This is a genomic window from Mesorhizobium wenxiniae, from assembly GCF_002284535.1.
Lineage (GTDB): Bacteria > Pseudomonadota > Alphaproteobacteria > Rhizobiales > Rhizobiaceae > Mesorhizobium > Mesorhizobium wenxiniae.
In genome coordinates, this window is record NZ_NPKH01000023.1 from 192,741 (window position 1) to 215,930 (window position 23,190).

The 23,190-nt window shown below is 63.2% G+C and carries 23 protein-coding genes and 1 pseudogene; 7 read left to right on the forward strand and 17 right to left on the reverse strand.

What is annotated here, in order from left to right; all coding sequences use genetic code 11:
- Window positions 1-24: 24 nt before the first annotated feature.
- The 4 genes from CIT31_RS17435 to CIT31_RS17450 all read left to right on the forward strand — a co-directional run bounded on the left by CIT31_RS17435 (window position 25) and on the right by CIT31_RS17450 (window position 2,341).
- Complete coding sequence (locus CIT31_RS17435; RefSeq protein WP_095519635.1) at window positions 25-444, forward strand: NUDIX hydrolase; 420 nt, start codon at window positions 25-27, stop codon at window positions 442-444.
- A 48-nt stretch (window positions 445-492) separates the two neighbouring features.
- Window positions 493-870, forward strand: coding sequence for a TIGR02301 family protein (locus tag CIT31_RS17440; RefSeq protein ID WP_095519636.1), 378 nt, complete (start codon window positions 493-495; stop codon window positions 868-870).
- A gap of 307 nt (window positions 871-1,177) precedes the next feature.
- A complete protein-coding gene (locus CIT31_RS17445; protein WP_029354447.1) occupies window positions 1,178-1,435 on the forward strand; it encodes a hypothetical protein in 258 nt (85 codons plus the stop codon).
- A 102-nt stretch (window positions 1,436-1,537) separates the two neighbouring features.
- A complete protein-coding gene (locus tag CIT31_RS17450; protein ID WP_165778485.1) occupies window positions 1,538-2,341 on the forward strand; it encodes a hypothetical protein in 804 nt (267 codons plus the stop codon).
- A 124-nt stretch (window positions 2,342-2,465) separates the two neighbouring features.
- Here the strand turns inward: CIT31_RS17450 and CIT31_RS17455 are convergent, their stop codons facing one another.
- Entirely contained in the window at window positions 2,466-3,797 is a 1,332-nt protein-coding gene (locus tag CIT31_RS17455; RefSeq protein WP_095519638.1) for a dihydroorotase, read from the reverse strand.
- Window positions 3,798-3,880: 83 nt separating this feature from the next.
- Here CIT31_RS17455 and ygfZ point away from each other — a divergent pair, with 83 nt between their 5' ends.
- The 3 genes from ygfZ to CIT31_RS17470 all read left to right on the forward strand — a co-directional run bounded on the left by ygfZ (window position 3,881) and on the right by CIT31_RS17470 (window position 7,575).
- The gene (gene ygfZ / locus CIT31_RS17460) at window positions 3,881-4,741 is read left to right on the forward strand and encodes a CAF17-like 4Fe-4S cluster assembly/insertion protein YgfZ (RefSeq protein ID WP_095519639.1); all 861 of its coding nucleotides are present in this window, start codon (window positions 3,881-3,883) and stop codon (window positions 4,739-4,741) included.
- Complete coding sequence (locus CIT31_RS17465; protein ID WP_095519640.1) at window positions 4,741-5,373, forward strand: HD domain-containing protein; 633 nt, start codon at window positions 4,741-4,743, stop codon at window positions 5,371-5,373. Before ygfZ ends, CIT31_RS17465 begins: the two co-directional genes overlap by 1 nt.
- Window positions 5,374-5,439: 66 nt before the next feature.
- A complete protein-coding gene (locus CIT31_RS17470; protein WP_095519916.1) occupies window positions 5,440-7,575 on the forward strand; it encodes a putative bifunctional diguanylate cyclase/phosphodiesterase in 2,136 nt (711 codons plus the stop codon).
- A gap of 23 nt (window positions 7,576-7,598) precedes the next feature.
- Here the strand turns inward: CIT31_RS17470 and CIT31_RS17475 are convergent, their stop codons facing one another.
- The 16 genes and pseudogenes from CIT31_RS17475 to CIT31_RS17545 form a co-directional block, all read right to left on the reverse strand.
- Window positions 7,599-7,871, reverse strand: a complete 273-nt coding sequence (locus CIT31_RS17475; RefSeq protein WP_029354458.1) for a DUF3303 domain-containing protein — start codon at window positions 7,869-7,871, stop codon at window positions 7,599-7,601.
- A 21-nt stretch (window positions 7,872-7,892) separates the two neighbouring features.
- The gene (locus CIT31_RS17480; RefSeq protein WP_095519641.1) at window positions 7,893-9,356 is read right to left on the reverse strand and encodes a RimK family protein; all 1,464 of its coding nucleotides are present in this window, start codon (window positions 9,354-9,356) and stop codon (window positions 7,893-7,895) included.
- Window positions 9,353-10,459 carry a peptidase C39 family protein gene (locus tag CIT31_RS17485; protein WP_095519917.1) on the reverse strand — a complete coding sequence of 369 codons (1,107 nt, stop codon included), beginning with the start codon at window positions 10,457-10,459 and terminating at the stop codon, window positions 9,353-9,355. The genes CIT31_RS17480 and CIT31_RS17485 overlap by 4 nt, the downstream gene beginning before the upstream one ends.
- A 259-nt stretch (window positions 10,460-10,718) precedes the next feature.
- Complete coding sequence (locus tag CIT31_RS17490) at window positions 10,719-11,504, reverse strand: anti-sigma factor family protein (RefSeq protein ID WP_095519642.1); 786 nt, start codon at window positions 11,502-11,504, stop codon at window positions 10,719-10,721.
- Window positions 11,501-12,019 (reverse strand): RNA polymerase sigma factor, encoded by a 519-nt coding sequence (locus CIT31_RS17495; RefSeq protein ID WP_065009856.1) that lies wholly within the window; start codon window positions 12,017-12,019, stop codon window positions 11,501-11,503. Before CIT31_RS17495 ends, CIT31_RS17490 begins: the two co-directional genes overlap by 4 nt.
- A 154-nt stretch (window positions 12,020-12,173) precedes the next feature.
- Entirely contained in the window at window positions 12,174-14,927 is a 2,754-nt protein-coding gene (locus CIT31_RS17500) for a DUF2339 domain-containing protein (RefSeq protein WP_095519643.1), read from the reverse strand.
- Window positions 14,928-15,089: 162 nt separating this feature from the next.
- Window positions 15,090-15,230, reverse strand: coding sequence for a hotdog family protein (locus CIT31_RS35205; RefSeq protein ID WP_245316355.1), 141 nt, complete (start codon window positions 15,228-15,230; stop codon window positions 15,090-15,092).
- Window positions 15,231-15,600: 370 nt separating this feature from the next.
- A complete protein-coding gene (recO, locus tag CIT31_RS17510) occupies window positions 15,601-16,377 on the reverse strand; it encodes a DNA repair protein RecO (protein WP_095519644.1) in 777 nt (258 codons plus the stop codon).
- Window positions 16,378-16,511: 134 nt separating this feature from the next.
- A complete protein-coding gene (gene era / locus CIT31_RS17515; protein WP_095519645.1) occupies window positions 16,512-17,444 on the reverse strand; it encodes a GTPase Era in 933 nt (310 codons plus the stop codon).
- Window positions 17,441-18,166 carry a ribonuclease III gene (gene rnc / locus CIT31_RS17520; protein WP_095519646.1) on the reverse strand — a complete coding sequence of 242 codons (726 nt, stop codon included), beginning with the start codon at window positions 18,164-18,166 and terminating at the stop codon, window positions 17,441-17,443. Before rnc ends, era begins: the two co-directional genes overlap by 4 nt.
- 4 nt (window positions 18,167-18,170) lie before the next feature.
- Window positions 18,171-18,920 carry a signal peptidase I gene (gene lepB / locus CIT31_RS17525; RefSeq protein WP_065009855.1) on the reverse strand — a complete coding sequence of 250 codons (750 nt, stop codon included), beginning with the start codon at window positions 18,918-18,920 and terminating at the stop codon, window positions 18,171-18,173.
- A gap of 77 nt (window positions 18,921-18,997) precedes the next feature.
- On the reverse strand, window positions 18,998-19,411 hold the full coding sequence (gene acpS, locus CIT31_RS17530) for a holo-ACP synthase (protein ID WP_029354476.1): 414 nt from the start codon (window positions 19,409-19,411) through the stop codon (window positions 18,998-19,000).
- Between the two features lie 44 nt (window positions 19,412-19,455).
- Window positions 19,456-19,545: pseudogene (locus CIT31_RS35210) on the reverse strand (DUF2062 domain-containing protein); the annotation flags it as partial.
- A 256-nt stretch (window positions 19,546-19,801) separates the two neighbouring features.
- The gene (locus CIT31_RS17535) at window positions 19,802-20,182 is read right to left on the reverse strand and encodes a VOC family protein (protein WP_065009813.1); all 381 of its coding nucleotides are present in this window, start codon (window positions 20,180-20,182) and stop codon (window positions 19,802-19,804) included.
- Between the two features lie 72 nt (window positions 20,183-20,254).
- A complete protein-coding gene (gene pyrE, locus CIT31_RS17540) occupies window positions 20,255-20,833 on the reverse strand; it encodes an orotate phosphoribosyltransferase (protein WP_095519647.1) in 579 nt (192 codons plus the stop codon).
- Between the two features lie 31 nt (window positions 20,834-20,864).
- Entirely contained in the window at window positions 20,865-23,093 is a 2,229-nt protein-coding gene (locus CIT31_RS17545; protein ID WP_065009812.1) for a RelA/SpoT family protein, read from the reverse strand.
- Window positions 23,094-23,190: the final 97 nt, after the last annotated feature.

The window sequence follows — 23,190 nt, forward strand, 5'->3', positions numbered from 1 at the left end:
GCAGCGAATGACGATCGGAGATCCATGGACGAAATGCGCAAGATTCTGCCGGCTGTCTCGGTCGCCATTGTCCGCGGCGACACGGTGCTGCTGGTCAAGCGGGCGCGGCAGCCTTCGCAAGGATTTTACGCGTTTCCAGGCGGCAAGGTCGAGGTCGGCGAAACGCTGGAACAAGCCGCGCAACGCGAATTGCTGGAGGAAACCGGGCTGCATGCGCACAACTACCGCGCACTTCGGGAAATCCACATCGACGGCGGCAGCGACGGGCACCCGGTCGACTATCTGCTGACGGTGTTCGGCGCTACCTATGCCGGCGGCGAGCCCGTGGCCAGCGACGACGCCGAGAACGCCGCCTTCTATACGCTCAGCGAAATGACGGCGCTGCCGCTTGCCGCTTCGGTGTTTGCCGTTGCCGAAGAATTGCTCAGGAATGCAGGGGCGTAACCTCCAAAATCGCCTTGCAGTCGACAGATTGTTTGGCCACATAGACTCATGATCCGCGCATCGCTTTTCCTTGCAGCTTGCCTCGCCGCCAGTACGGCATTCGGGGCGCGGCCGGCTCTGGCCGCCGAGTCGCCGTTCGAGCCGAAGCTGATGCGGCTGGCGGAGGTGCTTGGATCGCTGCATTTCCTGCGTAATCTGTGCGGCGAGAAGGGCGACCAGTGGCGGGTCGAGATGGAGAAGCTGATTGCTTCGGAAAATCCGGACTCGGAGCGGCGCGCCCGCTTCATCGCCAGCTTCAACCGCGGCTACCGCTCCTTCGGCGGCACCTACACGCAGTGTACCGCCTCGGCGACCGAAGCCATCAGCCGCTATATGAAGGAGGGCGAGACGCTCTCGCGCGACATCGCCTCGCGCTACGGCAACTGACCTTGACACCTCGCTGCGTGTCCGGTGGCGCCTTCATCCCTGTGTTGCACTTTTGCAACGGTATTAACGAAACGTTACGGCGCGGATGCGGAATTAACTCAAACTGAAGGTTTTCATCCCGCTCGCCGGCCTAATCGGCTAAGTTTGAATCGGATCGAACGCAGGTTTGCAAAACGTGACGAGCCCTTGTCGAAACGACCCTAGAAATGTCGTATTTACAAGTACTTACTTAACCTGCGTGTAAAAGGGACAGCCCAAGCCTGATCCGCATCTGCCGGATCGCCGCTTGAAAAGGGTGGACATCGCAATGGAACATGCCGTCAACGACATCGACGCGCTGGTCAGGGAAGAAAAGCGCCTGACCGCCGTGGAAAGCCACAGCGAGGCCTGGGCGGAAGGGCTTTCGGCTGGAATCGAGCCGGAAATCATCGCCGAGGCGGCCCTTGAAACGGCGTTCGGTGAAATGCTGCGCGCCAATGGCGAGACCTCGGCCCTTGCCCTGCTCGACCGCATGCGTGAAAAGGTGATAGCCGGGGCCTTCGAACCAGGACGGCTGCGGCACTGAACCGGCATCAGGCTCTTTGACGACGGCGTGCCGCTTGGGCGGTCATGCCCCGGGCACCTGGGCGGGCCTGGGCATCTGGACGGAATCATGGAGAGGCAGGCGGTGAATTTTTCGACGTCAGGCCAGCCGCGTGGCTTGGCCCTCAGCATCCGGCTCGTCGCTTTTTGCGCCGCGGTCCCTCTGGCTTTTTGCCTCGCAAGCAGCCCTGCTTATGCGCTGAGTGAAATCAAGCGCGAGGACCTGCCCTCGCCAGTCACGCCGCCCGCCGATGACGACATGTCGCCGCCCGGAACCGCGGTGCCGATGCCCGATCCGCTCGGCACGACACCGCCTGCGACCAACCTGCCGAGGCCCCCCGACGAGCGGGAACAGGTCGAACCGGAAGGGCCAAAAGACGATGGTGGCATGGCCAATCCGCAAGCCGATCCGGATGAACCCTTGCCCGAGGTCGTCTACGATCTCGGCAAGCTGCCGGAGCCGGTCAGGCGCATGCACGATTTGATCCTCGAGGCCTGCAAGAGCGGCGACATCGAAAAGCTCCGGCCGTTGATCGGCCAGGGCGATACGATGACCCAATTGTCGCTGAGCGAGATCGAAGGCGACCCGATCACCTTCCTGAAAAGTCTTTCGGGCGACACGGAAGGCCAGGAGATCCTCGCCATCCTGGAAGAGGTGCTCAGTGCCGGCTATGTCCATGTCGATGCCGGCACGCCGCAGGAGCTCTATGTCTGGCCATATTTCTTCGCGCTGCCGCTGGACAAGCTCGACGCCAGGCAGCGGGTCGAGCTATTCAAGATCGTCACCGCCGGCGACTATGACAGCATGAAGCAGTTCGGCGCCTACATCTTCTACCGCGTCGGCATCACGCCGGACGGACAGTGGACATTCTTCGTCGCCGGGGATTGAGCGGCATTGCCCTTTCCTACCCTCAAGCCCGCTTAGAGCATCGGAGTGGGTCCCCGCTTTGGGAAAGCCGATGCTCAAAGAAAGAGATAGACCGGTGGTCCGATCGATTTGAAAGTCCGCCGCTTTAGACCGGCAGCGCCTCGGAAAACTCCACAGCCTTGCCCTGCCCTGGCGTGACGATCTCGCCTTCCCACATCACGCGGCGGCCGCGGACGACTGTTCCGACCGGCCACCCGGTTACTTCTCTGCCGTCATAGGGCGTCCAGCCGGCCTTGGAGCCGGCCTGCGCATTGGTGATGGTTTCGCGGCGCTTCAGATCGACGATGGTGAAATCGGCGTCGTAGCCGGCGGCGATGCGGCCTTTCCTGGCCATGCCGAAGATACGCTGCGGACCGTGGCTGGACAGGTCGACGAAACGTTGCAACGTCAGCCGGCCGGCATTGACGTGATCCAGCATGATCGGCACCAGTGTCTGCACGCCGGTCATGCCGGACGGCGAGGCAGGATAGAGTTTTGCCTTCTCCGCCAGCGTGTGGGGGGCGTGGTCGGAACCCAGCACATCGACAATGCCTTGTGCAATGCCGTGCCAGATGCCGTCGTGGTGGCGCGATGCGCGCACCGGTGGGTTCATCTGGATCAGCGTGCCAAGCCGCGCATAATCGTCCAGGCTCAGCGTCAAGTGATGCGGCGTCGCCTCGCAGGTCGCGACGTCCTTGTGCTGTTCGAGGAAGGCGATCTCCTCTGCGGTCGAGATGTGCAGCACGTGAATCCGGGCGCGAACCTGGCGCGCGATGCGCACCAGGCGCTCGGTGCAGCGCAAGGCGGCGATCTCGTCGCGCCACACCGGATGCGAGGACGGATCGCCCTCGATGCGCTCACTCAGCCGCTCGCGCAACCGGAACTCGTCCTCGGAATGAAAGGCGGCCCGACGGCGCGTATTCCTCAGAATCGAGGCGACGCCCTCATCGTCCTCGACCAAAAGGTTGCCGGTGGACGAGCCCATGAATACTTTTATGCCGGCAGCACCGGGTAGCCGCTCCAGTTCGCCGGCATCCCCGGCATTGTCGCGGGTGCCGCCGACCCAGAAAGCAAAGTCGCAATGCATGCGGCCGGTGGCGCGCCGAACCTTGTCGGCAAGGGCTGCTTCGCTGGTGGTCAGCGGGTTGGTGTTGGGCATCTCGAAGACGGCGGTGACGCCGCCCAGCACCGCTGCCCGCGAGCCTGTCTCCAAATCTTCCTTGTGCTCCAGCCCTGGCTCGCGGAAATGCACCTGGCTGTCGACGACGCCGGGCAGGATGTGCAGGCCACGACAGTCGACCGTCTCGCCGGCTGATGGCTGGCCGAGATCGCCGATGGCGGCGATGCGCCCGCCGTTGATGCCGATGTCGCGCCGGCCCTCGCCATCGTGGTTGACCACCGTGCCGCCTGTCAGGATGAGGTTGTAGGTCGTGGCCATGCTGATCCGGTCTCTTGCGGGGGGAGTGTCAGCGGCTTACGTAATGGCCGACTGTTTTGCAACATCAGGTTCTTTTTCCGCCCATGCCCTTTGCCCAGTTGAAAGACCGTGCCCTCATTTCCGTGTCAGGCCCGGATGCCGAGATTTTTTTGCAGAACATTCTGACCACCGACCTCGACGCACTGGCTGCGGGCGAAGCAAAACCTGGCGCCTTGCTGACGCCGCAAGGCAAGATCCTGTTCGACTTCCTGATCTCCCGCGCTGGCGAGAATTCCTTCCGCCTAGAATGCCGAGCCGATATATCAGACGATTTCATGCGCCGGCTGATGCTCTACAAATTGCGCGCCAAGGTCGAGATCGCCAAGTTAGATCAGGGGCTTGTCACCGTCGCGTGGGGAAGTGATTCAACCACTTCGCAATCTGATTCAACGCCGGTTGCCGATGCACGGTTCCGCGACGCGTCCGTGACGCGCTGTTATGGCGGCACGGGTGAGGGCGGCGACCCGGCCGCATGGCAGGCTCTGCGCATCGCCCATGGGATTGCCGAAAGCGGCTGCGACTATCCGCTCGGCGACGCCTTCCCCCATGATGTGCTGCTCGACGAGACCGGCGGCGTCGGCTTCAGGAAGGGCTGCTATGTAGGCCAGGAGGTGGTCTCGCGCATGCAGCATCGCGGCACCGCCAGACGGCGGGTGCTGATCGTTTCGGCCGAACGGCCCCTGCCCGCTCCTGGCGCCGAACTGACAGTTTCCGGGCGACCGGTCGGCACGCTTGGCACTGCCGCCGGCACGGCAGGCCTCGCCATAGCCCGTATCGACCGCGTCAAGGCAGCGCTCGACGCCGGCCAGCCGATCATGGCGGAAGACGTCCCTGTGTCGCTCGCCATCCCTGCCTGGGCGAAGTTCACCTTCCCGCAGCAACCTGTCGGCGCGGAGGAGACCTGATGGCGGCCGACCGTGCCGGCGCACCGCCGCGCGCTTGGCAGCGCATGCTGTCGGGCCGACGGCTCGATCTGCTCGACCCCTCGCCGCTCGACATCGAGATTTCGGACATCGCCCAGGGGCTTGCCCGCGTCGCCCGCTGGAACGGCCAGACCAGCGGCGACCACGCCTTTTCCGTCGCCCAGCATTCGCTGCTGGTCGAGGCGCTTTTCGGCGAGCTGGTGCCAGACGCCCCGGCCGACGCGCGGCTGGCGGCTTTGCTGCACGACGCGCCGGAATATGTCATCGGCGACATGATCTCACCGTTCAAATCGGTGATGGGCGGCAGCTACAAGGAGTGCGAGCTGAGGCTGCAGCGCGCCATCCATCTGCGCTTTTCGCTGCCGGTCGAACCTAGCGCGGGCCTGCGCAAGGAGATCAAGCGCGCCGACCAGATCGCCGCCTATTTCGAGGCGACGCTGCTTGCCGGCTTTTCGACCGCCGAGGCGACCGAATTCTTCGGCCGGCCGCGCGGCTTCAATGCCAACCGCTTCGATTTCACACCGCGTTCGGTGACCTGGGCGCAAAACGCGTTCCTCGAACGGTATGCGGCGATCGAGAAATGGCGGCGCCAAACAGTGCAGCCGGCCGACTGAAAAAACGGTAAATTAACCGGAAAGGACAACAGTACCGTGTTCGATCACGGTCTGCAGGCGCGCCTCATGTCCGTCACTCATGCCAAGGCTGGTTCGCCCGTCCGCGGACGGAGGGCCGAAGGCATAGGCCTGCCGCGACGGATAGAAAACGAACTGCGCAAACAGAATGATCGTTTTTCGGCCGCCGTCGAGAACATGTCGCATGGCTTGGCCATGTTCGATGCCGACGAGCACATGATCATCTGCAACGGCAATTATATCAGCATCTTCTGCCTCGACGCCGAGATCGTGCGGCCCGGCATCCGGTTTTTCGACATTCTCCAGCACAGCGTCGACATCGGCGTCGCCTCGCACAGCGCCGAAGAACTTTATGCCATCCGCAAGCCCTATATCGACCAGGCGAAACCTTCGACCTATGAGGAAACGCTGTCGGATGGGCGCATAGTTAACATCTCGCACCGGCCGCTTGCTTCAGGGGGCTGGGTGTCGATCTATGAGGACATCACCGAGCAACGGCGTGCCGAACAGGAACTGAAGGAGCAGCACCGCCGTTTCGACGCAGCACTCGCCAACATGTCGCAAGGCCTTTTGATGTATGACTCGGACGGCAGGCTGATCGTGCGCAACGAACGTTTCCTGGAACTCTACCACGTGACGCCGGCCGACATTCCGCTTGGCATGGGCCACCGCGACGCGCTCGAGCAACTCGTCCGCCTGGGTCTCTATGCAGAAATCGACATCGACAGCGAAATCTCGAAAACCGCGGCCTGCCTTCAAGCCGGAGAAATAAGGTCGACCTACCGCCATCTTGCCGATGGCAGAACCCTTTTGGTCGTGCGACGGCCGATGAGTGGCGGCGGATGGGTCGCAACCTTCGACGACGTTACCGAGCGCCGCCGCGTCGAAGAGCGCATGACCCACCTTGCGCATCACGACACGCTGACCAACCTGCCCAATCGCTCAATGTTCCGCGAACGGCTCGATCAGGCCTTGGATGAGGCCACGGACCTGGCGATATTCTCGCTCGACCTCGATCGCTTCAAGGCCGTCAACGACACCTGGGGGCATCCGGCCGGCGACTGGCTGCTGAAATGCGTGGCCGAGCGGCTGCAACGTTGCCTACGCAACGAAACGGACGTAGTCGCTCGTTTCGGCGGCGATGAGTTCGTTATCATCCAGTCCAATACCAAAGGTGCCGGCGACGCGGAAAAACTGGCAAGACGCATTGTCGACATCATCGGAAGGCCGTTTCGCGACAAAAGCCGCGACATGCATATCGGCATCAGCCTTGGCATCGCCCTTTTCCCCAATGACGGCAGGGATGCCGACACGCTGCTGAAAAACGCCGACATGGCCCTCTACAGGGCGAAAAGCGAAGGACGCAACGTCTATCGCTTCTTCGAGCCAGGCATGGATGCGATGGTGCGGGCACGACGCGCACTCGAAACCGATCTGGAGGCAGCGCTGCGGCGGCAGGAATTCGAGCTCGACTTCCAACCCATCATGAACATCGCTTCCAGCGAAATCGTCGGCGCCGAAGCCCTGATGCGGTGGCACTCGCCGGCACGCGGCTTGGTGCCGCCAGACGACTTCATCCCGGTCGCCGAAGAGATTGGGCTGATCGTGCCGCTGGGAGAATGGGCGCTGAGGAACGCCTGCACAGTTGCGGCGGGCTGGCCGGATGGGCTGCGTATCGCGGTCAATGTCTCGGCTGTGCAGATCAAAAGCGGCACCTTTGCCCGCAGCGTGATCTCCGCGCTGGCATTTTCCGGCGTGCCGGCCGATCGGCTTGAACTGGAAATCACCGAAACGGTGCTGATGGATGAGAGCGATACCGTGCTCAAGACGCTCAGCCAGTTGCGCGACCTCGGCATCCGTATCGCGCTGGACGATTTCGGCATCGGTTATTCGTCGCTCAGCTATCTCCGCCGCTTCCCGGTCGACAAGATCAAGATCGACCGCTCCTTTATTCGCGACATCGACAAGCGCGACACGGCCGCGATCGTGCGGACGGTCATCGGCCTCGGTGCCCAACTTGGGATCACCGTCACCGCCGAGGGCGTCGAAACCGAAGCTCAGCTGGAGTTCCTGAGCAGGGAAGGCTGCGTCGAGGCCCAGGGCTATTTGATCGGCGCACCGTCGAAGGCGGCGGACATCAATCCCCTGCCGAAGTCGCGCGCCGCGATCAGGCAATCCGGCTAAGTGCGACAGGCCAGACGAGCCAGTCAAAGGTGTCCGCTCAATGCCTCCACCATGTCCTTGTTCGTCGCCACAGGAACGATCTCGAATTCGACCAGATCCGCCCATTCGACGACCCACTGTTGCAGGAGCGTGACGTCATCGGCCTCCACCAGCAGGAAGCAGCGGCTCATATCCGCCGCGATCCAGCTGTGGTGCACAAGAAGCGCGTCCGGCTTCAGGCGGCCCTGGTCGCGGAAGCGACGGTAGATCTCCTTGCGATCACAGCCGCGAAAATCCTCGGTCACAAAAAACAGCATCTCTGTCCCCCACTCGGATGATTATCGCCCCGGCCGGTCGAGCCGCTCCAGGAACCACTGCGTCAGCCGCACCCAGACCTCATCTTTTTCGCCGGAATCCTCCCAGCCATGGTCGAGGTTGGGATTGTCGTTGACCTCGATGACGAAGACACCGTCCTTGGTCTCCTTGAGGTCCACCCCGTAGAGGCCATCGCCGATACAGCGCGCGGCCCTCACCGCCGTCTCGATGACATGGGCCGGCGCCTCTTTCAAGGTAAAGGTCTTGATGCCGCCCTGGTCGGGCTTGCCGTTGGCCTTGTGGTTGACGATCTGCCAGTGCTTTTTGGCCATCAGATAGTGCACGGCAAACAGAGGCTGGCCGCCGAGCACGCCGACGCGCCAGTCATATTCGGTCGGAATGAATTTCTGCGCGATCAAGAGATCGGAATCCTCCAGCCATTCGGTGGCTAGCGTCTTCAGCTCCTCGAAGGTGGCGCATTTCTTGACGCCGCGTGAAAACGACGAGTCCGGGATCTTCAGCACCAGCGGAAAGCCCAGCGTCTGCGCCGCGATTTCGAGATCCGAGGTGCCGGCGATCATCACCGTCGGTGGCACCGGAACCTTGTTGTAGGTCATCAGCTCGTTAAGGTAGACCTTGTTGGTACAGCGGATCATCGACAGCGGATCATCGATGACAGGCATGCCTTCCTGCTGGGCGCGGCGCGCGAAGCGATAAGTGTGGTTGGAGATCGAAGTGGTCTCGCGGATGAACAGCGCGTCGTAGTTGGCGAGTTTGGCCAAATCCTTTTTGGTGATCGGCTCGATTTCGACGCCCATCTTTTCGGCGATCTTGGCCCAGTAGCGCAGCGACGAGATCTCCGATGGCGGCAACTCCTCGTGCGGATCGACCAGCGTGGCGAAGGTGTAGCGCGCCGGCGTGCGGCCTTTGGTGTCACGCCACTCGCGGTTGGTGTAGGTCTCGAGGCACTGAAGGAAGCGCTTTTCTTCCTCCTCGGTCATCCTGGCCAGCGGATGGAAGCCGATCTTGCGGATCGACGCCCATTCGGAGCTGTCCGTGATGTGGACTTCCAGTGCCGGCGCGCGAAACCAATCGAACAAAAGCTTGGCAAAGCGATCCCATATCCTCGACGGGCCGATGCCGAAGAAGATGCAGACTTTTTGCGGAAAGGCGCCGCCCAGATCCTTGCGGCACTTGTTGAGCGCGAGTTCCAGCTCCGGCAGCGCGTGATCGTAGAGCTTGCGCTCGGACAGGTCGATCATCGTCTCGACCGTCGGGATGACCTTGTGTCCGCGCGAGCCGGCGAGCAGCGAGGCATAGTAGCCGCGGCTTTGATAGCCGTAATTGTTCGACAGGTTGATAACCTTCGGCCGCTGGCCGCGAAACAGCGCCGGATGGGCAAGGTAGTCGCGATTGGTGATGATCTTGTGCGGTGTCGCCACCTGATCGAGATCGTTCTGCCGGCCGGTAAGGATGACCCAGGTCATTGTCTGTCGCGCTTTCCGAGGGTAATGGCGGCACGCAATCCGTCGCGGCCGAACTGCGCCATGTTCATAAAGATGCCGTAAGGCACGGGAATATTGGCGGCATCAAGAATGGTCTCCTGTCTCTCGTCTTCGACCCAGGGATCGTGGATCAGGATATGGTCGCCGTCGTCGCCGATGGCCAGCACCCAGTGCGGAACCTTCTTGCCGAACATCATGAAGCCGCTGATCAGGACCAACACCAGTTTCCCCTCGGCGATCGCGGTGCGGATATCGTCTATGGCGAATGGACGGTAATTCACCGGGATGCGGTAAAGTTCCGCGCGCCGGCGAAAGTCGACCTGCGCCAGTTCCATCACCCGGCGCTTGTCTTGGCTGCGCACCGACTGCAGGAACAGCGCGCCATGGAAGGAGACATATATCTCGGCAGAGAGTCCGCTTTCGTGGCCGGCAACGGCGAGGCCGAACGGCTCACAGCCGCCAGGCCCCGACATCATGAAAACGGTGGTCGCCTCGCGCCACAAACGGATTTCCATGACCGGGTCGGGCACGAAGCCGGGCTCGAAATTGGCCATTGCCATCATCAGGCAGCACGGGCCGCAGGTGAATTCGCAGGTCTGCTGGTAGAACGGCACCTTGGTGGCGACCGGAATGTCGCCGCGCAAAGTCTTTTCGTAGCGCAGCGCCGTGGCGCCGTCCTCGTAATAGCCCGGTTCGCGGCCGATCTTGCGGTAGCCGCTCTGCTCGTAGATGCGAATGGCTCGGCTGTTGTCCTCGCGCACCTCGAGGCGCAGCATCATGCGGTTGTGTTCGAAGGCGGTCTCCTCCGCCGATGCCAGCAGCATGCGGCCAATGCCGAGCCCGCCAAAAAAGGGACCGATGGCGATGGAATAGAGCCGCGCGACGCCGCTGCCTTTGCGAAACAGCACGACCGCATAGCCGGCGACGCGGCCGTCGCTTTCGGCAACCAGTAGCTCGGCACTTTCGCGTTCGATCAGCTGGCGAAAGGAGCGGCGGGATATGCGGTCGCTCGAGAAAACAGCCTTCTCGATGACGGCGAGGTCATCGACGTCGGACGCGCGGGCCTTGCGAATCTCGGCAGGCATGCGGGCTCGGAAAACCTCGATTGGGTTGTGGAAAAGACCCTGGTCAGAAGTGTCGACAACACAGCCGAAGCGCCAGCATCCGTCAAGCGCTATCGCACTTCGATTCGGGCCGAATTGTGACAGTTTCGGCGGGCGCATGACGCCGAAAATCGAAATCGATTTTCGGAAGGATCATGCGCAAAATTAAAGTGCTACAGTGGTCCTTTGCGCGTCCAAAGGACGCGCGGCGCTGTAGGCGCAAGCTTTGAAAATTGGGTCGTCAGCTGGCCAGCCCGGCCAGAAGCTGGCTGTAGGCGCTCTTCGCCACGGCAGTCAGCTGCGCGCGCGGTAGCGAGCCGACGACGGCGCAGCCATAGCCCTCATCCAGCCAGTAGACGGCCTCGGGGCCGTTCTCTTCCGACCCGTAGGTGCCCTTGGCCTTCTCGGCCGATTCAGCCGTGACGAACAGCGAGATGCGCTCGCCCTTGTCGTCCTCATAAAGCAGCATCGCAGCCTTGCTCTCGCCAGCAGGCAGCAGCCGGCCGCCGACGAGTTGGAACCCTTCCGCCGCCAGATCCGGTGCGACCAGCTTCAGGCCGACCCTGTTGGACAGCCAAGTCTGCAGATGATCCTTGTCGCTGGCGGGCACTTCCACCGCATGCCGCTGCTCGGCGGCATAGATGACATGGGCTGCGATCGCCTGCTCGGCGAGCTGGTCCTCGGCCGGTTCTTCCAGACCGAGATGGTCGATGCCGGCGACATAACCACCAACACCGCCGATGGCCAGCACCGCCGCAGCCGCCAGCCACCAGCGCGAGCGCGATGCCGCCGTCTTGACCGGCGCCTCGCCGAACACGATCTTTTGCAACCGCGCCGGCACCGGCTCGTCGAGCACGCCGGCGAAAGCGGCACGAAGGGCTGCGCGGTCGGCGACGTAGCGGGCGCTTCTCGCCTTCAATTCAGGATTGGCATCGAGCCAGGCGTCATACGCCACGCGCTCGTCGCCCGGCAACTCGCTGTCGAGCGCCATGTGGATGTCGCGTTCGGAAAAATCGCGCCGGGTCATTTCTCGACGATCCTTATCGCCCGGCGGCGCGCGGCGTCATCCAGCAGGCCGCGCAACTCATCACGCCCGCGCGCGATGCGCGACATCAGCGTGCCGGCCGGCACGCCGAGGATGGTCGCGGCCTCGGCATAGGAAAAGCCTTCGATGGCGACCATGACCAGTGCCGCGCGCCGGTCGGGGCTGATCGCCTGCAACGCGTCGATAATCTCGCGCGAGGCGATGCTCTCCACTTGCTCGGCGGGTGCTGCCTGCGCTTCGCCCGCTTCCAGCGGCAGCATCGCGGCTTCGCCACGCCGGTTCACCTTGCGCATCTGGTCGATGAACAAATGATGCATGATCGTAAACAGCCACCTCCTGGGGCTTTCTCCAGTCTGCCAGTTGTCGAGCCGCACAAGCGCCCGCTCGAGACAGTCCTGAACGAGATCGTCGGCGGAATCGCGGTCACGCAGCAGCGAGCGCGCATATCGGCGCAGGCGCGGTATTTCGCCCAGGATTGCTGCCTTCTTTTCGTCCATGACCGCTGGTTCTGAGGTGCCTTGTTCATCCGATTGAACGCGCCTTCGCGGCGCGGCGCAAGCGGCCAGCGCGAAGCGGTCCGCCGCCCTGGTCACCCAAGCAACAAGATAACGCGGCCGGCGGGCGATCTATTCCCGGTTAAATTGAAAACTGTTAGCTATTGCTCGTCTGAAGCTTTTCCCTCGCCGCTCTAGTCAGCAGCCGCTGGTAGAACAGGCCGATGCCGATCAGCACCGCGCCGAGGCCGATGAAGGACAGCGCCCTCAGCACGCCTTCCAGTTCCGACATGTCGAAGAGGAAGACCTTCAACACGGCGACCGAGATCAGCGCGGCCGACGCGATGCGCAGCACCTGCGACTTGAGCCAGACGCCGGCGGTAAGCAGCGCCACACCAATGATCAGCCACAGCGCGGAATAGGTGTAGGTTTCAAGCTGGCCAAGGCCGCTCCACAGGCCGATGAACTCGCCCTTGAACAGCCGCCTCACCGACAGCGTCGCATAGACGAAAGCGAGCAGTGCCGCCACCAGCGCCAGCATCGCGGCATACCATTTCGGCCGCTTGTCTCTGGCATAGAGCGCGAGCCCCCCAGCAGCCACGGCCGGCAAGAGATAGGCGAGAAACAAAAGGTTGAACACCGGGATCTCGCCGGTCGATTCGTCCGTAAACAGCGGGTTCAGCGCCAGGAAATGCTGGATGACGATGAAGGCGACCGAGACAACACCCGCGGCAAGCGAACCATAGCGCAGCACCGAGCTTGGCGAGCGCATGTCGATGGCGACCAGGATCGCGCCGGCGCCGATGGCGATCAGCGTGTAGATCGCCTGTTCGGCGAGTGTCGCAGCACCCGTGTCGATGACGCCGCCATGCATGGCGTGGCGCACCAATATGGCAATCGTGAGCAGCGCAAACAGTGCTGCGCCCGCTTCCATAGCGAGGCGCGGCCGGCCATTGGTGGTGCGGGCGAGCTGCCACGCTGCAAAGCCAAAGGCGAGCGCCGGAACGCCGTATCCCGGCATCAGCCAGTTGAATACCGGCGTCGTCGACAGGAATTCGGCGCCGACGATTGTCGGATCGAAGGCGACGCGGCCGAGTACGGCAATGACCGCGCCGACCGAAATCCAGCCGAGCACCGGATAGGCGCGCCAGCGGGTGGCCAGCGCCGGCACAATGGCCGCGGCACCCAGCAGGATGGTGGTCCAGCCGGACCCAAAAGCCATGTAGATCATCAGCAAGGCGGCGACTGCTGCCCCACCAAGCGCGAACGAGACGGCAGCACCGCCCCTTAGCGGCGGCTCCTCACCGCGCGCGATCCACTCGCCGCCGGTGGCGAAGACCACGACCAGAAGGGCTGCAAACGCCGCGTAGACAAGATCGCGGTCGAGATTGCCGAAAGTGAACCAGAGCGCCAACAGAATGACCAGCGGTGCGACAATGCCCCATGCCGCCCATGAGGCGGCTCGGATGTGAGCCGATGCGGCAGATTTGCGCGCAGCCCAGAATCCGGCGCCGATAAACATAAGTCCAAGAAAGATACCGATCCTGAGCATCAGCGTATCGGCAACTGCAGCCGGCAGACCTTCGACGTCGAGAACGCCACCTGAAAAGTCTGAAGCGACGGAGGCTGGCGGAATGATGCCGAGATAGACCAGCACCGTCGCCAGCCCTGCGGCGTGCAGAAGCGCCAGCGCCAGCGGCCGGTAGAGCGCTATCGCGACCAGGGCTGCGATAAGGGCTGCTCCCGGCAGAGCATCGCCGGCAGCGAATGCCGGGTCGACGAACAGCGCCATCGCCGAAAGGCCGACGAAGAAGCCAGGTGCGATCGACGGCCAGTCGAAGCCCCTGGCGGGCTCTGCTTCGCCACCGCGACGGCCGAGCCAGACGAAGGCGAGCACGGCCAGGGTCACCGCATTGATGAAGAGGATGACAGGCAGGTTCGTGCCCGGCGCATCAGTCATGTAAAGAATGGTCCAGAGGCCGGTGCCGACGAACGCTGCCGCCATCAGCAATTTCCAGTCGCGCAGGCGTGCGATGACGCCGGTGGCGGCGAGCACGATCGCCAAATAGCCGAACAGCGCCCAAGGATTCGGCGCCTGCGAGGCGAGCAGCATCGGCGTCACCACCGCGCCGAGCAGGCCGATGCCGGCCAGCGCCTGGCCGTGGACGAGGGCGGCCGCGATAGTCGCCACACCGATGGCGCCGAGCAGCGTGAAGGCGAGCGCCGGCCCGATGAAGCCGTAAACGCCATGCGCGGCATAAACCGTGCCGAACAGGATGAAAGCACCGGCCGCCGTCAGGATCGCCGGAATATAGGCGCCGGCGACGCCCTGCACCGGCACCGTGAAGCCGGTGCGGCGGATGAACTCGCCAACGGCGACCAGCACCAGCCCGAGCATTGCTGCCATGCTCAGCCGCACGCCGGGACCGAAAATGCCGGCCTCGATGGTGTAGCGGATCAGGAACAGGCCGCCCAGCGCCAGCGCAATGCCGCCGACCCAGACCGCCCATCGGGTGCCGAGCGCCGTTTCGATGTCGGGTTTTTGCGTCGCTTTCGCCGTCACGGCGGCCGGTTGCGCTGGTGCAGATCCAGCCGGCGCCGCTTCGCCCGCAGCCCACGGTCCGGATGCAATCTCCGCGGCCTCAACCTCTGTGGACGGCTTTTCCTCAGCCTCGCCCGCCGATGACGGGACAATATCAGTCACGGCCCCAACTGCCGCGTCTGCTGGCTTGCTGTCGTTTGCGGCCGGTTCTACCGGCTTGGCCTGCGGCGGGGCCACATGCGCGCCCGAAAGCACGAGGCTGCGCAGCGCACCAAGTTCGCGCTCGATCAGGCCGATGCGGCTCTGCTGGCGCGAGATAATGACGAATAGCGCGATGATCGCGACTAGGCCGATCAGGCTTTCGAACATGGCGGTTCCCCCAAACCAAGCCAGTAGTTACTGACAAATACGGCGGCAGACGGCCACACTACAGCGCCGCGCGTCCTTTCGGACGCGCAAAGGACGCTGTAGCGCCTTAATTTTCCGCATGATCCTTTCCGAAAATCTATTCGATTTCGGGTCATGCGGCAGTCAGCGCGCCGCCAGATTGGCGGCCGGAAAGATCGAGCACGTTTCGGCGCCGAAAGCCAGCAGCTTGCCGTTGGCATCCTTCAGCGTTGCTTCCGAAACCGCCAATGTGCGGCCCTTGTGCACCACCCTGCCCTCGCACACCACCTCGCCGGTCTTCGCGTGATCGGCCGTGTCAGGTTCACCTTGAACTCCGCCGTCGTATAGACCTCGCCCTTGTCGAGCAGCGTTTGCACCCCGCAGGCAAGAGCCGAATCCGAGCGTCGCGGCCCAGCCGCCATGCACCCACCCAGCGGATTGAGATAGCGCTCGTTCGGCATGCCGCGGAACACCGCGCGTCCTTCCGACACTTCGGTCAGGTCGAAACTGAGCTGGAACGAAATCGTCGGCGCCGGGTATTTGTTGTCGATGATGCGCTAGAGCAATTCCAGGCCGGTATATCTAGAGATGTCGCCGTGCGGAATGGTGCCGAGGCCGAGCCGCGAGACCCGGCCGGGATAGAGTTCCACTTCGCTCATGTAATGTTTTCTCCGGCGGCGTTCTCGGCGCCAATCTCCTTGCCCGCCGCGTGGTGCTTGCGCACGGCGGCGAGGAAGCCGGCGCGGGCACCGGGCGCCTCGATCCCGCGCGGCTCGTAGACATGGCGGGTAAAAAAGAAGCCGGTCAGCCGGAAGGCATCCTCGATCGCCGCCGGATCGGCGCGCAGGCCGGAGCCGCGCTGCAGGAATGCGGGGAGCACCAGCATCTTGTCGCGCCAAGGCGCGCCTGCGGCGCGTGACACGGCGCGCCCGGATTTCGGCGAGACATAGGCAAGGTCCTGCCTGGCGCCGGTCGCAGCACACTGGCTGAGATCGAGGCCGAAGCCGAGTTCGTCGAGAATCAGCAACTCGAAGCGCGCCACCAGCTCGCCGGCGGCGTCCGTATCGTCGAGGTGGGCGATCATCACGGCCAACGTCTCGTAGAGGCCGCCATGAGCGTCGCGCTCGGGCAGCAGGCGCAGATGCGCAGCCATGGTTTGCAGCCCATAGATGGCGACGGCGCTGTCCATGAGCCGGGCGGCGTTCATCTCGATCGCTTCGGCCTGAAAGGTGCCAAGATGTTCGTCGAGCCGCGCCCGCCACAACAGGTCGACACGGTTGCCGGGCTGCAGAACGGGCTGCTGCTTGCGCGAGCGGCCGCCGCGCACAAGGCCGAGGTGGCGGCCATGCGCACGAGTCATGACCTCAAGAATGGCGCTGGTTTCGCCATGCTTGCGGGTGCCGAGAATGATTCCCTCGTCGCGCCATTCCATGAACGGAGCTTGTCACCGCTTCGATGGCGAAATCAAGATTGGGTTTTTGGGCCGCGCGCTGGTGATCGGCAAGCACTCGGCAGGGAAATTGCGTGGCGACCAACCGGCTCAGGAGAGCTGTGTCGATAGTGACGTTAATATGGAAACTCCAGCCCCATCTCGCGATAGCGTTCGGGGTCGTCGCCCCAGTTCTCGCGCACCTTGACGAACAGGAAAAGATGCACCTTCTGTTCGAGGATACCGGATATTTCCATGCGTGCCGCCTGGCCGATGGCACGGATCGTCTCGCCCTTGTGGCCGAGCACGATCTTCTTCTGGCTGTCACGCTCGACATAGATGGTCTGGTCGATGCGCACCGAGCCGTCCTTCTTCTCCTTCCATTTCTCGGTCTCGATGTGGGAGGAATAGGGCAGTTCCTGATGCAGCCTGAGATAGAGCTTTTCGCGGGTGATCTCGGCCGCCAGCTGACGCATTGGCAGATCGGAGATCTGGTCTTCCGGGTAATACCAGGGGCCGGTAGGCAGGGTTTCCGAGAGATAGTCGAGCAGGTCCTTGCAGCCCGACCCGGTTAGCGCCGAGACCATGAAAGTGCGCTTGAAGGGCACTTTTTCGTTGGCTGCCGCCGACAGGGCCAGCAGCGCCTCGGGCTTGACCCGGTCGACCTTGTTGAGGATCAGCACCATCGGCTGCCGCACATCCTTCAGCCGTTCCAGGATGGCATCGGCGTCGCCCCTGATGCCGCGCTCGGCGTCGATCAGCAACAGCACGATGTCGGCGTCCTTGGCGCCGCCCCAGGCGGTCGTCACCATCGCCGTGTCCAACCGCCGCTTCGGCTTGAAGATGCCCGGCGTGTCGACGAAGACGATCTGTGCGTTATTGTGGATGGCAATGCCGCGCACGATGGCGCGCGTCGTCTGCACCTTGTGGGTGACGATCGACACCTTGGCGCCGACCAGTTGGTTGACCAGCGTCGATTTTCCCGCATTGGGCGCGCCGATCAACGCGACGAAGCCAGAGTGCGTGGTGGTGGCTTCTGCTGCCGGCGGAACGTCTTCGGTGGCGGTCATGCCGCGCTCCCCTTGTTTAGCCAGACGCCTTCGCGCAACAGCAGTGCAGTAGCGGCGGCTTGCTCCGCCTCGCGCTTGGAGCGCCCGCTGCCGGTCGCCGGCAGAAAGGCGCCGACCTTGACGCTGACGGTGAACAGCGGATCGTGGTCCGGTCCCTCGCGGCTGTCAATTATGTAGACCGGCACGGCGCCTGCGGCCTGATGCGCCCATTCCTGCAGTTCGGTCTTGGCATCGCGGCGGGCGGCACCGATGGCCTGCGAGCGCGGCCGCCAGTATTTGTGGATGAAGGCGCGGGCCGCCTCCAGCCCGCCGTCGAGATAAAGCACGGCAATGAGCGATTCCAGCGCATCAGCCCGCAGATTGACGCGCTTGCGCCCGTCCACGCCGCGTACGTCCGAGCCGGCACGGATCAGCTCCGGCAGGCCGATCTCCTCGGCGATCTCCGCCAGCACCTCGGCATTGACCAGCGCGTTGAGCCGGAGCGACAGCTCACCTTCGGCAGCGTCCGGATACGCCGCCAGAAGCATGTCGGCGACGACCAGGCCGAGGACGCGGTCGCCCAGGAATTCGAAACGCTCATAGTCGATGCCGGCATGGCTGCTGCGGGCGCTGGCATGGGTCAGCGCGCGCTGCAGGCGCTGGCGGTCGGCAAAGGCGTGGCCGGTGCGCTGCATGAGCGCTTCGGCGAGCGCGTCGATGGTCAGCCGTTTTGTCGCCGCCATGATCCTAATTGACGAAATGGAGCAGGCGCGACGCGCGCATCAGCGACGGCCATTTCCAGATTTCGAGCGGACTGGCGCTGCCACCGATCGAGAAGAAGATGAGGTTGGCGCGGCCAACGAGATTGTCGTCGGGCACGAAACCGACGGTGAAGCGGCTGTCCGAGGAATTGTCTCTGTTATCGCCCATCATGAAATAGTGGCCGGGCGGCACGTCGAATTCCTGGGTGTTGTCACCGATCGAGTTGGGTATCAGGTCGAGCGTGTCATAGCTGACACCGTTCGGCAATGTCTCGCGATAGACGTCGACCGGCCCGCTCTTCTCGGTGATGTCGCGATTGTCGATCTGCCCGACCTTCTGGCGCGGCACGCCGACGCCGTTGATGAACAGCTGGCCATCCTTGACCTGGATCTTGTCACCCGGCAGGCCGACGACGCGCTTGATGTAGTCGACGGAGGGGTCCGGCGGGAACTTGAACACCGCCACGTCGCCGCGCTTCGGCTCGGCGCCCCAGATGCGGCCCGAAAAGAGGTCCGGCCCGAACGGCAGCGAATAGCGCGAGAAGCCATAGGACCACTTGGTGACGAAGAGGTAGTCGCCTTCGAGCAAGGTCGGCCGCATCGACCCTGACGGGATAGAGAATGGCTGAAAAAGGAGCGTGCGGATGACCAGAGCGAGCAAAAGCGCCTGGACGATGACGCTGACGGTTTCGCCAAGCCCGCCGGATTTCTTCTGAGATTTTTCAGCCACGCTCATGTCGTCCTCGATTATGCGTTGGTTGGTATAGAGTCTCGGCGCGCGCTGGGCAACGTCATGCCGGTGGTCAGATGCAATCAATATGGCGCTTCTTCGACGGGCAACGCCTCGATGATCACAAAGGCTTGAGCAAGCGGAAAATCGTCGGTGATGGTGAGGTGGATCGCCGCTCTGTGGCCTTCAGGCAGGATTTTGTCCAGCTGCGCCGCCGCCCCGCCGGTCAACGCTATGGTCGGCTTGCCGCTGGCCAGGTTGACGACGCCCATGTCGCGCCAGAACACCCCTTGCGCCATACCGGTGCCCAGCGCCTTGGCGCAGGCTTCCTTGGCGGCGAAGCGCTTGGCATAGGAGGCGGCGCGGGCGCCGCGGTTTTCGGAGCGGGCCTGTTCGACCTCGGTGTAGATGCGCTGGATGAAGCGCTGGCCATGGCGCTCCAGCGATTTTTCGATGCGTCTGATATCGATCAGGTCGCTGCCGATGCCAATGATCATTCGGCGGGAACTTCCCGTCCGGCGGTTCCAGCTCTGTCCGCCAGACGCAGCGAGCGCGAGAAAGAGCGGCGTGGCCACAGATAGATACACATCCGCTCGAGAAAACCGTCAGGCTTGCGGCGTCGAAAAAGCACTCTGTTCCTGTCCTGATATCCAAAGCTGCCGCTCCGACCATCCCGGGCCGGCCCGACAGCTACATTTTGCGCTTTGCGGCCGTCGAAAGGCAACAACGACCTTGATATAGCGATACGCTGGCCGCAGAACAACCGTAGCTGCATGCCGTCCGCTGCTGTCGCCTGCGGGACTGGCGTTTCGCCACTCCGGACACAGTGTAATCGCGACGGATTTGAGAGGAGAGTTCGCCGCAGAATCGGCAGCAACTCCAGCTATCTACGGCCCATACTCGCTGACCTCGACGAGATTGCCGTCCGGGTCGCGGAAATAGACCGACATCATCGGGCCACGGGCGCCGATCCGCTCGACCGGCCCGACTTCAACGCCAACGCCGTTGGCCGCCAGGCTGGCGCATATCTCCGAGAGCGGACGAGCGGCGACCAGGCAGAAATCCGCGGAGCCCGGAGTCGGCGCCTTGGCCTTGGGCTCGAAGGTGCGCCCGACGTCATGCACATTGATCTTTTGCGTTCCAAACAGCAGCGCCGTCGGCCGGTCCGGCTCGTCGAGGCGCCTGAAGCCGAGCACGCGCTGATAGAAGGCGCAGGTGTCTTCGACGGAGCGAACCGTCAGCACGAAATGATCGATGCCTGCAATCACGGCTGCGCCTCAGTTAACGTTGTTTTATGCATGTCGTTGTCCCAAAACCGCTGCGCACTTTTGGGCGATCCATCAGATATTGCGGCTGCCAGGTTTGATGGCCGGTATGGCGGCGAGCTCGGGCGGCAGCCTGTCGGCTGGGTAGGCCGGAACCTCGTATTCGGCGAGCGCGATCAGCGGCACGCCGACATCGGCCTTGCCGGCCGAGCGGTCGATGATGCAGGCAGCGGCAACGACCTCGGCGCCAAGCGCGCGCAGGCAGTCAACGGTCTCGCGGATCGACAGGCCGGTGGTGACGATGTCCTCGACGATGACGACGCGCGAACCCTTGGCGATCTCGAAGCGGCGGAGCCTGAACTCGCCCCCTTCCCGCTCGACCCAGATCGCCGGCGCGCCAAGATGGCGCGAGGTCTCGTAGGCCGGGATCAGCCCGCCGATCGCCGGACCGACGACATAATCGATCCTGCCGGACACAGCAGCGCGGATCTTCTCGGCCAGTGCCTTGCACAGGCGCTCGGTCTTGTCGGCATGCATGAAGACCCGCGCCTTCTGCAGGAAGACCGGGCTTCGCAAGCCCGACGTCAGGATGAAATGCCCTTCGAGAACGGCACCGGCTTCACGGAAAATGCGCAGCACTTCGTCGGTGTTCATCTCTGCCTTGTCTCCAGCACGCTGATGATTTCTAGCCGTTCACGCGTCGCGCATCGCTGACGCTCGAATTGTCCTTGAGCTGCGACAGCAGCCGGTTCAGGTGCTTCAGGTCCCAGACTTCGAGATCGATCAGCATTTCGGTGAAATCGGGCGCGGTGCGCACCATCGACAATGTATGGATGTTGGCGTCGTTGGATGCAACGACCTGCGCAATGTCGGCCAGTGAACCCGGCGCGTTGATGGCGGTGACCGAGACTCGCGCCGGAAACCGCTCCTTGGTGCGCTCGTCTATGTCCCAGCGCACGTCGATCCAGCGTTCGGGCTGGTCGTCGAAAGCCTGCAGCGCCGGCGACTGGATCGGATAGATTGTGATGCCGGTTCCCGGCTGCACGATGCCGACGATGCGGTCGCCGGGGACAGCACCTTCCGGCGCGAAGCGCACCGGCAGGTCGCCGCGGACGCCGCGGATCGGCACGGCGCCGTCCTTTGGCTGGTCCTTGTCCTTGCGTGCCGCGCGGCCCGGAATCTGGAACAGCATGCCGGCGGCGTTGCGGATCTTCGACCAGCCCTCCTCGCGCTGCTTGGGCGCGGCCAGCGTGACGCGCTCGTCCTTGTAGTCGGGAAACACCGCCTTCATGACATCGGTGGAGGCAAGTTCGCCGCGGCCGACAGAGGCCAGCACATCCTCGATGTCCTTGCGCGCCAGCCGATGCAGCACCGACTTCAGGCTCTCCTTGGTAAAGATCTTTCCGGATCGTTCGAAGGCGCGTTCCAGTATGCGGATACCGAGACCCGAATACTGCTTGCGGATGGCATTCTTGGTGGCGCGGCGGATCGCCGAGCGCGCCTTGCCGGTGACGACGACCGACTCCCACGCCGCCGGGGGCACCTGCGCTTTGGAGCGGATGATCTCGACTTCATCGCCATTCTTCAGCTCGGTCATCAGCGGCATGATGCGACCGTTGACCTTGGCGCCGACGCAGGTGTCGCCGACATCGGTGTGCACGGCGTAGGCGAAGTCGATCGGCGTGGCGCCGCGCGGCAGCGCGATCAGCATGCCTTTGGGCGTGAAGCAGAACACCTGGTCCTGGAACAGCTCCAGCTTGGTGTTTTCGAGGAAGTCCTCGGGATTGTCGCCTTCGGCAAGCTGCTCGATGGTGCGCCGCAGCCAGGCATAGGCGTTGGTCTCCTTCGAGATCGCGTGGGCAGTGCCGTTCATCTTGCCGCCGCTGTCCTTGTAGATCGAATGCGCGGCAACGCCATATTCGGCAATCTTGTTCATCTGATAGGTGCGGATCTGCAACTCGACGCGCTGGCGCGACGGTCCGACGATGGTGGTGTGGATCGAACGGTAGTCGTTCTGCTTCGGAGTCGAGATGTAGTCCTTGAAGCGGCCTGGCACCATCGACCATGTCGAGTGGATGGCGCCGAGCGCCCGGTAGCAGTCCTCGACGGTATCGACGACGACGCGAAAGCCGAAAATGTCGGATAGCTGCTCGAAGGACAGCGCCTTGGCCTCCATCTTGCGGAACACAGACCACGGCTTCTTCTGGCGGCTCTTGACCTCGGCCTTGATCGCATATTTCTCGAACAGCGTGGACAGCGCCCTTTCGATCTCGGACAGCACATCCTTGTTGCGTTCGAAGATTTCGGCGAGCCGCGCGGTGACGGCGCGGTAGGCTTCCGGATTGATGAAGCGGAAGGCGATCTCCTCGAGCTCCTCGCGCATGCCTTGCATGCCCATGCGCCCGGCAAGCGGCGCATAGATATCCATCGTTTCCTCGGCGATGCGCAGGCGCTTGGCTTCGGGCACATGGTCGAGAGTGCGCATGTTGTGCAAGCGGTCGGCGAGCTTGACCAGCAGCACGCGAACGTCTTCCGAGATCGCCAGCAAGAGCTTTCGCAGGTTTTCCGCCTGCTCGGCCTTCTTGGAGACGAGGTCGAGTTTCTTCAGCTTGGTCAAGCCTTCGACCAACTTGCCCATTTCCGGACCGAACAGCTCGTCGATCTCGGCCCTGGTCGCCGTGGTGTCCTCGATCGTGTCGTGCAGCAGGGCAACCGCGATGGTCGCCTCATCCATGTGCATTTCGGTGAGGATGGCGGCGACTTCGAGCGGATGCGAGAAATAGGGATCGCCGGAGGCGCGCTTCTGGTGACCATGCTTCTGCATGGCGTAGACATAGGCCTTGTTGAGCAGCGCCTCGTTGACGTCAGGCTTGTAGCGCTGGACGCGCTCGACAAGCTCATACTGACGCATCATGGGCGGGATCTCGCAGTGCTGAAACGAATCATGCGCCGCACTGGCGTACGGCGCATGTCATAGATAACCACGAAACCGCCGACGCGAAAGTGTCGGC